The following is a 14,327-nucleotide window of genomic DNA, read 5'->3' as shown; positions in this document are numbered from 1 at the left end:
GTGCAAGCCCTGCTAAGGCGATTTGGACACAGGCGCCTCACCCTTCTGCAAGCGCCGGTACAGCATCCCACGCGAGACCCCGAGCGCACGGGCGGCTTTGGCGATGTTGCCCTTGCAGGCGGCCAGCGTGGTGTCGATGAGGCGTTGCTCGTGGTCGAGCAGCGTCGCGGGGGCCGCGTGGTCGGGCGCGTCCTCTGGCCCGGGTTCTGGCGAGGTGGCGGGTGCGGGCGCTGAAGGCGATACCGGCACCGAGTGCCGAGGGTCGGCGCCGTCACGGGCCGTGAGGCGGGCCTTGACCCACACGCCCAGCCCGCTGGGGAGGTGCAAGGTGTGCATATGATCGTGGCGGGTCAGCGCAAGCAGTTGTGCCAGCGTGGCACCAAAAGCGTCCTCCACGGCAGGTTGGCCATGGGTACGGCAGCCCGTGAGGCGGCGCGCCACGCCATTGAGCCAGAGCACGCACCCGTCCGCACCAATGCCGGCCAGTGCCTCCATCGGCGTGCCCAGCAGCGCGGGACTGGCCTGGAACTGCAGCACCAGGTGCTCGGTGGACTGCAGTTGCAGCAGGCGGTTCTCGATGGTGGTGGCGTACATGCCCACCAGGGCCGCGGCGTCAAAGGCAAAACGTCCGGCCTCGATGGAGATGTCCAGCACACCCGCAAGCTGGCCATGGATGTCGCGGATGGGCGCGGCCGCACAGTGCACGGTCTGCAGGCACTGGAAAAAATGCTCGGCGCCCGTGACGGTGCAGGCTTCGCCGGTACGCACCACGATGCCTGGCGCATTGGTGCCGATGTGGCTCTCAGCGATGTTCACCCCCACGCGCGACGCGGTCTTGAGCAGCGGCTGCTCGCGCGGAGGCGGCATGTCGGTGGCGTGGATCACCACGCCATGCGCATCGGTCAGCAGCACGCGGCAGTCGGTGCCGCGCAGCGCGGCCTCCATGTGGTGCAGTTCCAGGTTGCCTGCCTGCAGGAGCTGGCGGTTGCGGTTGAGGCTGGCGTGCGCGCGGCTGCGCGAGACCTGCTCAAAACTCACCAGCTTGCGGGGGTCCTGGCGTTCGGACGTGCAGCGCAGCCAGGACTGGATCACCGCCTCGCCCACCAGTCCCGAGGGCCGTGTGCCTTCGTCGAAGAAGCGCTGGCGTGCCAGCGCGGTGCGCTGCTCGGCGGTCTGGAAAAAAAGCTGGCGCGGCGTCAACGCCGGGCTGTCGTCTGGCGCGTGGGGCATGGTTCTGTTGTCTCCAGCGGGCAGTATCCGACCCCTGGGCACGGGCTGTATACGGGTTAGCCCTGCTCCTGCGAGGGGCATGTGTTCCACGCCGGAACACTTTGGCTTCAGGGAAATCCCGAAGGTGAACGCACGCAGGCGGATGCCGAAGATGCCCATGCTGGACCGGGCCTGCGCCCGTCCGGGTTGGCCCCACCACAGGCCCGCGCCACGCGGGCCGTACCAGGAGACAAGAAAGATGAAACCGATCCCGCTTGCCGCGGCGTCCTGCCGCGTGCTTCTCAGCCTGCTGTCTGCGCTGATGCTTGCCGGCACCGCTCAGGCCCAGGCACCTGCCAAAGGCTCGCCGCAGCACATCAAAGCCGCCGTCGGCAAGGTGGATGGCGCCTTCATCCGCGGCAATGCCCGGCAGACGCACGACTGGCCCAGCCATGGCCTGGACTACGCCGAAACGCGGCATTCGAAGCTGAACCAGATCAACGCGGGCAACGTGAAGGAGCTCGGCTTGGTCTGGTCCTACAACCTGGAGTCCACGCGCGGCGTGGAAGCCACGCCGCTGGTGGTCGACGGCATCATGTACGTCACGGCCTCCTGGAGCGTGGTGCACGCGGTGGATGTGCGCACCGGCCAGCGGCTGTGGACCTTCGACCCCCAGGTGCCGCGCGAAGCGGGCTACAAGGGCTGCTGCGACGTGGTCAACCGCGGCGTGGCGCTGTACGAGGGCAAGGTCTTCGTCGCGTCGTACGACGGCCGGCTGATCGCGCTGGACGCGGCCAGCGGCGCCAAGGTGTGGGAGAAGGACACCATCATCGACCGGCGTTTCAGCTACACCATCACCGGCGCGCCACGCGTGTTCAAGGGCAAGGTGATCATCGGCAACGGCGGCGCCGAGTACGGCGTGCGCGGCTACATCACCGCGTACGACGCCAGGACCGGCGACCAGAAGTGGCGCTGGTTCACCGTGCCGGGCGATCCGTCCAAGCCCTTCGAGGACGAGTCCATGGCCCGCGCCGCCAAGACCTGGGACCCGGCCGGCAAGTGGTGGGAAGCCGGCGGCGGTGGCACCGCCTGGGACGCCATGGCCTTCGACCCGGAGCTCAACCTGATGTACGTGGGCACCGGCAACGGCTCGCCCTGGGCACGCAGCAAGCGCAGCCCGGCCGGCGGCGACAACCTGTATCTCGCGTCCATCGTCGCGCTCAACCCCGACACCGGCAAGTACGTCTGGCACTACCAGGAGACCCCGGGCGACAACTGGGACTTCACGTCCACGCAGCCCATGATCCTGGCCGACATCAAGGTCGACAACAAGCCTCGCAAGGTGATCCTGCATGCCCCCAAGAACGGCTTCTTCTTCGTCATCGACCGCACCAACGGCAAGTTCATCTCGGCCAAGAACTTCGTCGATGTGAACTGGGCCAGCGGCTACGACAAGAACGGCCGGCCGATCGAGACGGCCATTGCGCGCACCGCCGACCGGCCGCGCGAGATCATCCCCAGCGCCTTTGGCGCGCGCAACTGGCACTCCATGTCCTACAACCCCGCGACCGGCCTGGCCTACATGCCGGTGCAAAGCGTGCCGCTCACCCTCATGGACAACAAGGACTGGAAGTTCAACGGCGTGCGGCCGGGTGAGCCGCACAGCAACATGGGCTGGAATCTGGCCACCTTCGCCAACGTCGAACCGCCTGCCAGCAAGCCCTTCGGCCGCCTGGTGGCCTGGGACCCGGTGAAGCAGGAGGCGCGCTGGACGCAGGAACAGATCTCTCCGTGGAACGGGGGCACACTGACCACCGCCGGCAACCTGGTCTTCCAGGGCACGGCCGACGGGCGCTTCATCGCCTACAACGCCACCACCGGCGACAAGCTGTGGGAAACGCCCACCGGCACCGGCGTGATCGCCGCGCCCTCCACCTACCTGGTCGATGGCAAGCAGTACGTCTCCATCGCCGTGGGCTGGGGTGGCGTGTACGGTCTGGCCCAGCGCGCCACCGACCGCCAGGGACCCGGCACGGTCTACACCTTCGCCATCGGCGGCAAGGCACAGGCACCCGCCTTCGTGAAAGTGCAGTTGGGCAAGCTGGTCGCTGGTGTGAAGTACGACCCTGCGCATGTGCCCGAAGGCACCGCGCTCTACGTCAGCAACTGCGTGTTCTGCCATGGCGTACCGGGCGTAGACCGTGGCGGCAACATTCCCAACCTGGGCTACATGGACGCGGCCTTCATCGACAACCTCGACAGGTTCGTCTTCAAGGGTCCGGCCATGGCGCGCGGCATGCCGGACTTCACCGGTAAGCTCTCGCCGGACGATGTCCAGAAAATCAAGGCATTCATCCAGGGCACGGCCGATGCCATTCGGCCGAAAGAGTGAGAAGGCCCCCACGCTCCACCGCTGCGCGGGTCGCTGCCCCCCGAGGGGGTGGATGATCCTCCTTGGGGCGGCCCTGCGGTGGATCATGGCCCCCACGCTCCGCCGCTGCGCGGGTCGCTGCCCCCCGAGGGGGTGGATGATCCTCCTTGGGGCGGCCCTGCGGTGGATCATGGCCCCCAAGCTCCACCGCTGCGCGGGTCACGGTTTCCCGAGGGGTCGAAGCCTGCCTTGGGGAGGCCCGGTGGCCGCGTGCTGGCTTGTCTGGGGTGCGTTGATCTTGGGTTGGGCGTGGCCTGCCGGGGCGCAGGAGGTTCCTGCCGGCGCCCTGGCGCCGGTCGTCGTCACGGGCGAGAGCGCCTGGGAACAGGTCTGGCTCGCGCCCGGCTCGGTGGATGTGGTGGATGGCGAAGAGCTGCGCGCCGGGCAGTTGCAGATCAACCTGTCCGAGAGCCTGGGGCGCGTGCCCGGCCTGGTGGTGCGCAACCGCCAGAACTACGCGCAAGATCTGCAGATAGCCTCGCGCGGCTACGGCGCACGGGCGCCGTTCGGCGTGCGCGGCGTGCGTCTCTATGTCGACGGCATACCCGCGAGTGCGCCCGACGGCCAGGGGCAGGCCGCCAACTTCCCCCTGGGCAGCGCCGACCGCATCGAGGTCGTGCGCGGCCCCTTCTCCGCGCTGTACGGCGCATCGGCCGGCGGCGTGATCGCGCTGTACACGCAGGACGGCCTGCCGCAGGGCGAATGGCGCACGGGCATGGCCACCGGCGCCGATGGCCTTTGGCGCCTGTCCTCCCAGCTCAGCGGGCGCACCGGCACGCCCGAGCAGCCCGGCTGGTCCTATGTGCTCGATGCCGGCCGATTTGGCACCGACGGGCAACGACCCCAGTCCGCCGCCATGCGCACCACCATCAACCTGAAGCTGGCGCGCGCGCACGAGGGCGGGCGCAGCGTGATCCTGTTCAACCGGCAGGACAGCCGCGCGCAAGATCCGTTGGGCCTGACCCGCGCCGAGTTCGACACCGACCCGGGCCAGACCACGGCGGCGGCCACGCAGTTCGATACCCGCAAGACGGTGGCGCAAGGCCAGCTCGGCCTGGCCTGGGAACAGTCGCTGGGCGGTGGCCACCGCGTCGAGCTCATGGGGTATGGCGGCCAGCGCAGCGTGCGGCAGTTCCAGGCCATCCCGGTTGGCGCGCAGACGCCACCGGGCAGCGCGGGCGGCGTGATCGACCTGGCGCGCGACTATTGGGGGTGGAACGCGCGCTGGCGACACGACCGTGATCTGGGCACGGGCCGCCTCACCGTGAGCGCCGGTCTGGCCATGGACCGGCAGAGCGAACAGCGGCTGGGCTATGAAAACTTCGTCGGCACCACGCTGGGCGTGCAAGGCCGGCTGCGCCGCGACGAGACCAACCGTGCGGCCACGCTGGACCCCTATGCGCAGGCCGAATGGCGCAGCGAGGCCAGCACCTTCACCGCCGGGCTGCGGCACAGCCGCGTGCGCCTGAGCTCGGCCGACCGCTACATGGTCGCCGGCAATCCCGACGACAGCGGCAGCGTGCGCTTCAACGGCTTCAGCCCGGTGCTGGGGATCCGCCACGCGATCACCCCGCGGTTGCAGGCCTTCGCCAGCCTGGGGCGCAGCCTCGAAACGCCGACGCTCAACGAGGTGGCCTACCGGACTTCCGGTCAGAGCGGTCTCAACCCTTCCCTGGCCGCGGCGCGCGGCCTGAGCGCGGAAACCGGCCTGCGAGGCCGCCATACCTGGGGCACCTGGAGCGCCACACTGTTCGAGACCCGCACGCGCGACGAGATCGTGGTGCTCTCCAACACCGGTGGCCGCTCCACCTTCCAGAACGCCGGCCGCACGCGCCGCCATGGCCTGGAACTCTCGGGCCTGTTCCAGTGGGGCGAGCAGGTCACCCTCACGCCGGCCTACACCTGGATGGACGCGCGCTACCGCGACGGCTTTCTCACCTGCACCGCCACGCCGTGCGCGGCACCCAACACGCCCGTGGCCGCGGGCAACCGCATGCCCGGCCTGGCACGGCAGCAGGCCTGGCTGCAACTGGCCTGGACACCTGGCTGGGCCGGCAGCGTGTTCACCCTGGAAGCGGTGCACACCGGCCGCATGGCGGTGAACGACCGCAACACCGACTTCACCGAGCCGGCCACGCTGTTCCATGCCGGGGTGCGTTTCGAACAGCAGCGCGGCGAATGGACCTGGCGGCAGTTCCTGCGGATCGACAACCTGACCGACCGCAGCCACGCCGGTTCGGTGATCGTCAACGAAGGCAATGGTCGGTACTTCGAGCCCGGTGGCCGCAGAGCGGTGTTCGTCGGCGTGGAGGTGGTCCGGCGCGGGTTTTGATCCCTCGCCGCCCAGTGGTGCTCCTTCCGGACTACACCTCTACCTTGGCGTAGTGGCCGATCAAGGCCAGCAGTTCGTCTTCCGAGTACGGCTTGCCCAGGTAGTGGTCCACACCCAGTTCGCGCGCATGCTCGCGGTGCTTCTCCGCAATGCGCGAGGTGATCATGATCACCGGCAGGTCGGAGAGCCGCACGTCGCTGCGGATGTTGCGCACCAGATCGAAACCGTCCATGCGCGGCATCTCGATGTCCGACAGCACAACCGCTGGCCGCTCCATCTGCAGCTTCTCCAGCGCCTGCAGGCCGTCGGCGGCCAGCACGACACGGTAGCCCTCACGCTGCAGCAGACGTTGGGTCACGCGGCGGACGGTGATGGAATCGTCGACCACCAGCACCAGGGGTACGGTGCTGACGTCGAGTTCCCCGCTGGTCTCCGTCGCCAGCGAGGACGCGCTGGCATGGCGCTGCTGGCTGGCGATCCAGGCCGGCACCTGGCCGCCGTAGACGGTGGCCAGCGCCACCGGGTTGTAGATCAGCACCACCGCACCCGAGGCCAGCACCGACATGCCGGCCAGGCCTGGCAGGCGCGAGAGCTGAGAGCCCAGGTTCTTCACCACCACTTCCTGGTTGCCCAGCACCTCGTCCACGTGCAGGGCCACGCGTTGTGCGGCGCTTCGGAAGATCACCACCGGCTGGGTGCGTCCGTGGGTTTCCTGCGAGGCCGGTGAGGACTGCAGCAGGGCGCCAGCCCAGTAGAAGGGCACGTCCTCGCCACCCAGGTTGAGGGCACCGCTGGCATAGGCGCGGCCCAGGTCTTCGTTGCCAATGCGGCGCACCACCTCCACCAGGTTGGACGGCACGCCCACGGTGAGCGCACCGGCGCGCAGCATCACCACCTGGGTGACGGCGGTGGTCAATGGGAGCACGAGGGTGAACTTCGCGCCCTCGCCACGTTTGCTTTCGATCTCGACGCGGCCGCCCAAGGCCACCACGTCGTTGCGCACCACGTCCATGCCAATGCCACGGCCCGCCAGTTCGGACACTTCCCGCGCGGTGCTGATGCCAGGCTCGAACACCAGGTGCGCGGCTTCATCGTCGCCCAGCGCGGTGCCCGGTGCCACCAGACCCAGGGTCTGCGCCTTGTCGCGCAGGCGGTCCAGGTCCAGGCCGGCACCGTCGTCGGAAAACACCACGGAGACGTCGTTGAGCTCCTGCACCAGGCGGATCTCGATCTGGCCTTCGGCCGGCTTCTCGGCCTGTTGCCGCACGTCGGGCGCCTCGATGCCGTGCACCACGCTGTTGCGCAGCAGGTGCTCGAACGCAGCGGTCATGCGATCGAGCACGCCACGGTCCATTTCGATGTTGCCGCCCGTGATGTCCAGGCGCACCTGCTTGCCGGTTTCCTTGGACGCCTGCCGCACCACCCGGTAGAGGCGCTCGGAGATGCCTTCAAACTCCACCATGCGCGTGCGCAGCAGGTCGCGCTGCAGTTCGCGCGTTTGCCGCGCCTGGGCCACCAGGCTGTCTTCCGTGGCTTCCACGGCGCGCTGCAGGTTGCGCTGCACGGTGGCCACGTCGTTCACCGACTCGGCCATCATGCGGGTGAGTTCCTGCACGCGCGTGAAGCGGTCGAATTCCAGCGGGTCGAACGACTGGTCGGCATCGCGCGCCTGGGCCAGGCGCGACTGCATCTGCGTCTCGGCCTGCAGCTCGATGTCGCGCAGTTGCTGGCGCAGGCGGTCGAGGTTGCCCGTGAGGTCCTTGAGCGAGCCGCGCAGCGTGACGAGTTCGGCCTCCATGCGCGAGCGGGTGATCATGACCTCGCCGGTCTGGTTGACCAGCCGGTCGAGCAGTTCCGGGCGCACGCGCACCGCCGCACCGGCGCGGATCTGGACGGGCGTCGGGGCCTGCGGCAGTTGCAGTCCGCTCAGGCCGGCCGGGCTGGCGTCGGCGATGGCCGGGCTCTCGGCTGCGGGCGCGGGCACCTCTTCATCCAACAAGGGAGCCGCAGTGGGTGCGCCCAACTGCTCGGGGGTGGTTTGCACCACGTCCTGCGCGGGATGGGCGTCCGCATGGCGCAGCACCTCGAAGCGCGCGCTGATCGCGTCGAAAGCGGTCTGCAGCGGTTCCAGGTCGGCGCTGCGCTGCACGTCCGACCCCAGCCGCTCGGCCGTGGTCTCCATGCGGTGCGCCATCTCACCCAGGCGCAGGGCACCCGCCAAGCGGGCACTGCCCTTGAGCGTGTGCAGGTTGCGCAGCACCTCGGCACGGGCGCTGCCGTTGTCGGGCCGCGCCACCCATTGCCGCAATGCCCCCGCGAGTTGCGGCAGCAGTTCCATCGCCTCTTCGGCAAAGATCGGGAACAGGTCGACGTCGATGGTGTCGACGACGTCAATGTCGTCGTCGATGTCCTGCACCGGTGCGCTCGGCGCTCGCTCGGCATCGGGCTGTGGCGCAATGAAGGGTTCCAGCAGTTCACCGTGGCTGGTGGTGGCTTCGAAACCGGTGAGCGGCAGCACCGGCGACACCGCTTCGGCCACCGCAGTGTCCTCGACCTCGGGGACCGGCGCTTCGGCGACGATCGCCGCAGGCGGCTCGTGCACCACCCGGTGCAGGGCCTCCAGCAGTTCGGCGTGCGGCTCCTTGAGGAAGCCGGCCGCGAACTGGTGCAGCAGGCGGCGAATGTCATCGGCCGCCTGCACGAAGAGTTGCGCCTGCTCGGGCGTGGCCGCATGGCCTTCCTGCTGGTGCAGCGCCACGGTTTCGATGGCGTGCTCCAACGCGCGCGCGATCTGCGACAGCGGATCGAAGCCGACGGTGGCCGAACTGCCGGCCAGCGAATGCGCCAGAGCCTCGGCCTGTTCGGGCACCGGCTCATGGTGTTCCAGCGCCCACTCGCCCAGCACGGTGTTGAGGCGACGCGACCATTCGTCGGCCTCGTTGAGGTAGACGTTGTAGAGCTTGTGTGCGATGCGCAGCGGCCCGATGACGCGCGTCTGGTCGTCGGGCATGGCCTCCGCCTCCAGTGGCGCGGGGGCCGAGACCTGCGGCTCGCCGGCCTCCGGCAGCAGGGACTCGGCGGTCAGCGCTGGCGCCACCTCGGGCTCGGCGGCCACCGGCTCGGGCTCGGGTTCGGGCACAGCCGCTTCCATCTCCTGCGGCACCGGTGCGGGCGCTTCGGCGGGCGCGCTGGCCAGAAGGTCGAAGTCGATGTCGGCCAGCAGGGGCGGCGCCTCGGAACTCGGCGCTGCAACCGCCGGTTCTTCCGGCAGGAACTGCAGATCGGTCGGCGGGAAATCGGCGACCTCGGGCCATTCGCCCACAGACTCCTGCACCACCGGCTCGGGCACCGCCGCTTCGGCCTCGGGCAAAGCCGGCGCAGGCTGGGCCAGTGCATCCAGGTCGAAGCTGAAGTCGGGCTCCACGGCTTGCGTGGGTGCGACGGCCTCGGGCATTGCCTCGGGCAGGGAGACCTCGGATTCGGGCTGGGGTTCGAGGTCGAACACCAGATCGGGCACGCCGGGCGGCCCATCCTCGGCGGGCACGGCATCGTCGGGAACCTCCGCCAGCCCCTGGGGCGGCAAGGCCAGCGGCAGGTACTGGCCCTGCTCGCGCAGGACCTCGGCGCTGGCCCGGAAAGGCTGCGAGCGCCAGGCCTCGGCACGCCGGGCCGCGATGTCGCCCACCCAGCGGCCGAAGGCCTGCATGGCCTCGCCAGCCAGCGTCAGCAGCGGTGGATGGGCCGAACGCTGTTCGGCCAGCACGGTGTTGAGCAGTTGCTCCATCGCCCACGCGGCTTCACCGAACTCGTCCAGCCCGACCATGCGGGAACTGCCCTTGAGGGTGTGGAAAGCTCGGCGCAGCGTGGTGAGGTATTCGAGGTCGCCCGCATGCTCCTGCAGGTGCGAGACCGCGTCCAGGCCATTGGCCACCACCTCGCGCGCCTCCTCCAGGAAGATGTCGAGCAGGTCGTCTTCGTCGTTGTCTTCGGCCGCAAGCGCTGCGGGCTGCGGTTCGGCCGGCACCAGCGGAGCGGTCTCCGTCAGGCCCACCAGCGCCTGCGCTCCGGCGGCCGCGTTGTGGCTGACCACCGCCTCGGCGGCTTCGCGCGCGGCGCGCGCCACGCCGGACTGTTCCGCGAGCGACGCCTGTTCGGCCAGCGAGTCGAGCTGCAGGCTGAGGTCGGCCAGGCTGGCGCCACCTTGCACACTTTCCACCACGCGCGCCACGCCATCGCTGATCGCCCGCGCGTCGGCGTGCGAAGGCGGTGGCAGCGGCCGGGCACCCTCGGAGCGGCCCATGAGTGGCAGCAGTTCGCCCTTTTCCTCATCGAACACGAACAGCTTGCGGGCCAGCGCGGGCTGGTAGTTGAGCATGTCCACCAGGAAGCTCAAGGCACTGAGGTTGTTGCCCAGTTGCTGGAAGGTGCCGGCCTCGCGGGCCATGGCTTCATCCACTTCGGTGTCGAGGATCTGGTCCACCGTGTTGCGCATGCGCGCCACGGTGTGTTCGGCCTGCTCCAGGCCCAGCACGGACAGCACACCACGCATCTGGGCCAGTTGCGAAACGGCGACGTGCAGGCCTGCCTTTTCCTGTGGCGCGCGGAAGAACTGGTCGAGCGACTTCTCCACTTCGCCCAGCGACACCTTGAGCTCGCCCACCACGCTGCCCATGGTCTGGCGGTCGCTCACGCGGCGGTAGAGCTGCTCCATCCAGGCATCCAGCGGGCGCGCGTGCTCGCCGGCCAGCACGCCCTCCAGGCGTTCGGCCAGGGCCTGGGTGCGCTCGGTAAGTTCCGGTGCGCTGGGGTCGAAGTCCTCGAAGGCGGCTTCCAGGTACAGCGTGGTGGTGGCCACCTCCATCGCCAGTTCCGGGCTCACGCCGGCGGCTTCGTGCACCGCGTGGTCCGCGGCCTTCACCAGCGCCTGCGCCAGGCGCGTGCTGGCCGGATGCAGCTTGAGCAGCGAGTCGCCGATCAGACTGAACTGGTCGGTCACCTGGCGCGCGCGCGTGGTGTCCCCGCCGGAGAAAAGCGACCACACCTCCTTGGCGGCGTGGATGCGCTTGCGCGCCTGCGCCAGCACCGCCGGGTCGTAGCGGCCCAGCGTGGCCTGGTGGTAGTCCACCGCCGGTTGTTGTCCGAGGCCGAAGGCCTGGCGCACCGCCGTCAGATGCGGCGCCGCCTCGGCCGTGGCGCCATGGGCCTGGGCGCAGAAGAAAAGCAGGTCGTGCAGCAGCGTCTCCGATACCTGGCTCTTGCCCTGGGCCAGGCCCGCGAACTGCAGCAGGATGCGCGAGGCCGCGCGCTTGACGTAGAGGTCGGACGGCAACAGCCGCTGCGCCACGCTCTCGAAATGGGCGGCGCAGACGCGCCAGAAGGTGCGCACGCGCGCGTCGTCCGCCCCGGCGCTCAGGCCAGCGCTGAGCTTGGCCAGTTGCTGCGCAGCGGCCGGACTCTGGGTTTTGACCACCAGCAGCACCAGCCGGTCGAACAGCGAGCGCATGGCCGGATTGCCCTGCAGCGGCGCCACGTCGGCGGGCGCGCCCACGTCGATACCGCGGTGCTCGAACGGCCAGAGGTCGGCGGGGTGCACGCGCTCGGCCGCGGCCAGTTCCTGCACCTCGCGGTACTGCGCGAACAGGGCCACCGGCTGCACCGGCTTGTTGTTGAGCACCGCCTCCAGGTACTCGACCATCGCGAAGCTCGCGCGCTCGACCTTGGCGGCCGCATCCTCGGTGCAGGTGTTGGGACGCTGCACAAAACGCTGCACCGCCGCCTCCATGGCACGCAGCACCTGGGCTGGCGCGCCCAGGCCCACCATCTCCAGCGCACCCACGGCCTGGTGCAACTGCTGGCGAGCCAGGCGCAGGGAACCGGGGTCGACCGCCTCAAGGTCGTTGTGGCGCGACTGCTCGGTCTCGCGCACGAAGCGTCTGATGGCCTTGTTGGCCCCATCGAGGGACTTGCGCAGTTCATCGAAAACCCAGGCCAGCGGCCCGAGGTCGGCGACCGTGTCCATCGGCTGGCTGTCGGTCTCGGCGGCGTTGTCGAACATGGTCATCCCGGGTCTGGTCCTAAGGGGCGTCAGGCAATCTTGAACCGCGCCACCGACTGACGCAGTTCCTCGGCCATGGCCGAGAGTTCACGCACCTGCTGCGCTGTGGAACGTGTGCCTTCGCCGGTCTGTTCGGTCACCGCGAAGATGTGCTGGATGTTGCCGGCCACCTCGTTGGCCGAATCGGCCTCGCGGGACGCGGCGGCGGAGATCTGTTCAATCAGGTCGGCCAGGCGTCGCGACACGCGGTCGATCTCGGAGAGCGCCGTACCGGCGTTGTCCGACAGCTTGGCCCCCTCGACCACACCCTGCGTGGAGCGCTCCATGGCGGCCACCGCATCCTGCGTATCGGTCTGAATGGCCTTCACCAGCGCGGCGATCTGGCGCGTGGCGTCGGCAGAACGCTCGGCCAGGCGCTGCACTTCTTCCGCCACCACCGAGAAGCCCCGGCCCGCTTCACCGGCGGACGCGGCCTGGATGGCGGCATTGAGGGCGAGCACGTTGGTCTGCTCGGTAATGTCCGAGATCAGCTCCGTGATTTCACCGATCTCCTGCGAAGACTCACCCAGCCGCTTGATGCGCTTGGACGTCTCCTGGATCTGGTCGCGGATCGCGTTCATGCCGCCGATGGCGTTCTGCACCGCCTGCAGGCCGGATTCGGCGGCCTGCAGAGAGGCGCGGGCCACCGAGGCCGACTCCTGCGCCTGGCCGGACACCTGGTTGATGCGCTGCGCCATGTCCAGCACCGACTGGCCGGTTTCGCGGATCTCGCGCAGCTGTTCGGTGGACGCGGCGAGCAGTTCCGTGGACGTGCTTTCCACCGCCGACGTGGTCTGTGCCACGCGGGTGGCCGTGGCCTGCACGTTGCCCACCAGCGAACGCAGTTCCTCCACCGTGTAGTTCACCGAGTCGGCGATGGCGCCGGTGATGTCCTCGGTCACCGTGGCTTCCTGCGTGAGGTCGCCTTCAGCCACCGTCTGGAGTTCGTTCATGAGCCGCAGAATGGCCGCCTGGTTCGCGTCGTTGACCCGCTTGGCGTCCTGCTGCTGCGCCTCGGCGGCCAGACGCTGGTTTTCAGCGGCCGCCTGGCGCTGGCGGCTGTCCTGCAGTTGCACATAAGCCAGGCCCGCGGCGCACAGCAGCGCGAACAGCGCCGAGAGAGCCAGCGCAAGCACCTCGCCGCCACCGAGACCGGAACGGGAGGACAGTTCGCTCTGCAGCTTCTCCAGACCCAGGCGCAACGGTTCGCTGTCGGCAACGATGCCGGCCTGCGCCTCGCGCGCAGCCACCAGGCCTTGCAGGTTGCCCAGGATGGCGCCAGCCTCCACGCGGGTCTCTTCGTAGAGCTTGAGCAGGGACTCCAGGCGCTCGCGCACCTGCGCGTCCGACGCCGCGCGCAGGCGCAGCTCGTCGCTGCCCTTGAGCAGGCCCTCGGCAATCTCCTTGAACGAGTTCAGGTCCTTGCCCAGCAGGAACACCGCCTCCGGGCTCACGCCTTCCATGGTCAGGAATTCGTTGGCCGACTTGCCGATGCGCTGCGTGAGCATCACGAGCTGGCCCGATGCGGAGATCTCCGCCGCCGGCGCGTTCTGCTGCAGCTTGAGCGAGGACACTGTCTCGGCGATCTCCAGCAGGTCCGAGGACTGGCGGTTGATGGTGCGCAGCGCGTTGCCCACCTGGGTCAGGGTGTTCTGCTGCGCCAGCACGGTCGAGGCGTTGCGCTCGGCCTGCTCGATGCGGGGCATCAACTCGTCGAGGCCCGCGGCGTACTGGGGCGCGAGCGCATCGAGCGCCATGTCCGTATCGCCCTGCTTGAGGCCGCGCGCCGTGCGGACCAGCACGTCCGAGCTTTCGCGGACTTCCGGGAAGGCTGAGGCGCTGCCCACCAGCGCCTGCGACACGCTCTTGGCCAGCCGCTGCGACTGCATCAGCGCCTGGCCGCTGGCGGCCACCTGCTGACCGACACGCTCGGTCTGGCTGAGGGCAAACAGCGTCACCGAACCGAGCACCACCAGGCCGAACGCCAGCAGCACGGCCAGCGTGCGCTGGTGCTGCTCGGCCGGACGGCGGCCCAGCAGCGGCACGGACACCAGGCCCGCGGCGCCATCCGATCCGTCGTCGTCGTCCTCGGTGCTGGCGCCGCCGAGGAAACCGTCGTTCGAGATGACCGGTGCCAGACGCGCCGCCGCCAACTCCGCGACCTCCTGATCGGAGGCGAGCGCGAGATCGGGGTCGTCACCGGCCTTCTTCTTGAAGAGACCTTGGAATCGATCAAGCATGGCCATGTGTTTCAACCTTCC

Annotated in this window: 5 protein-coding genes; 2 read left to right on the top strand and 3 right to left on the bottom strand. The window is 69.3% G+C overall.

Annotated features, from left to right (window positions below; translation table 11 throughout):
* Positions 1-12 precede the first annotated feature (12 nt).
* A complete protein-coding gene (locus KIT53_RS05150) occupies positions 13-1,230 on the bottom strand; it encodes a helix-turn-helix domain-containing protein (RefSeq protein ID WP_297748666.1) in 1,218 nt (405 codons plus the stop codon).
* Positions 1,231-1,531: 301 nt separating this feature from the next.
* Between KIT53_RS05150 and KIT53_RS05145 the strand changes: the two genes are divergently transcribed.
* Positions 1,532-3,601 carry a PQQ-dependent dehydrogenase, methanol/ethanol family gene (locus KIT53_RS05145; protein ID WP_297748970.1) on the top strand — a complete coding sequence of 690 codons (2,070 nt, stop codon included), beginning with the start codon at positions 1,532-1,534 and terminating at the stop codon, positions 3,599-3,601.
* A gap of 277 nt (positions 3,602-3,878) precedes the next feature.
* Positions 3,879-5,972, top strand: coding sequence for a TonB-dependent receptor (locus KIT53_RS05140; protein ID WP_297748662.1), 2,094 nt, complete (start codon positions 3,879-3,881; stop codon positions 5,970-5,972).
* 31 nt (positions 5,973-6,003) lie between these two features.
* On the opposite strand, the gene KIT53_RS05135 is transcribed toward KIT53_RS05140, so the two are convergent.
* Positions 6,004-12,033: an Hpt domain-containing protein gene (locus KIT53_RS05135; RefSeq protein WP_297748659.1), complete on the bottom strand. Its 6,030-nt coding sequence runs from the start codon at positions 12,031-12,033 to the stop codon at positions 6,004-6,006.
* 23 nt (positions 12,034-12,056) lie between these two features.
* Positions 12,057-14,312, bottom strand: coding sequence for a methyl-accepting chemotaxis protein (locus KIT53_RS05130; RefSeq protein WP_297748656.1), 2,256 nt, complete (start codon positions 14,310-14,312; stop codon positions 12,057-12,059).
* Positions 14,313-14,327: the final 15 nt, after the last annotated feature.

It is taken from the genome of Hydrogenophaga sp., from assembly GCF_026125785.1.
Taxonomy (GTDB): domain Bacteria; phylum Pseudomonadota; class Gammaproteobacteria; order Burkholderiales; family Burkholderiaceae_C; genus Hydrogenophaga.
This window is presented reverse-complemented; position numbering and strand designations above follow the sequence as displayed.

Excerpts from the sequence above, each read along its gene's own strand:
- KIT53_RS05150 (WP_297748666.1), bottom strand. The coding sequence starts at position 1,230 with ATGCCCCACGCGCCAGACGACAGCCCGGCGTTGACGCCGCGCCAGCTT.
- KIT53_RS05145 (WP_297748970.1), top strand. The coding sequence starts at position 1,532 with ATGCTTGCCGGCACCGCTCAGGCCCAGGCACCTGCCAAAGGCTCGCCG.
- KIT53_RS05135 (WP_297748659.1), bottom strand. The coding sequence starts at position 12,033 with ATGACCATGTTCGACAACGCCGCCGAGACCGACAGCCAGCCGATGGAC.
- KIT53_RS05130 (WP_297748656.1), bottom strand. The coding sequence starts at position 14,312 with ATGGCCATGCTTGATCGATTCCAAGGTCTCTTCAAGAAGAAGGCCGGT.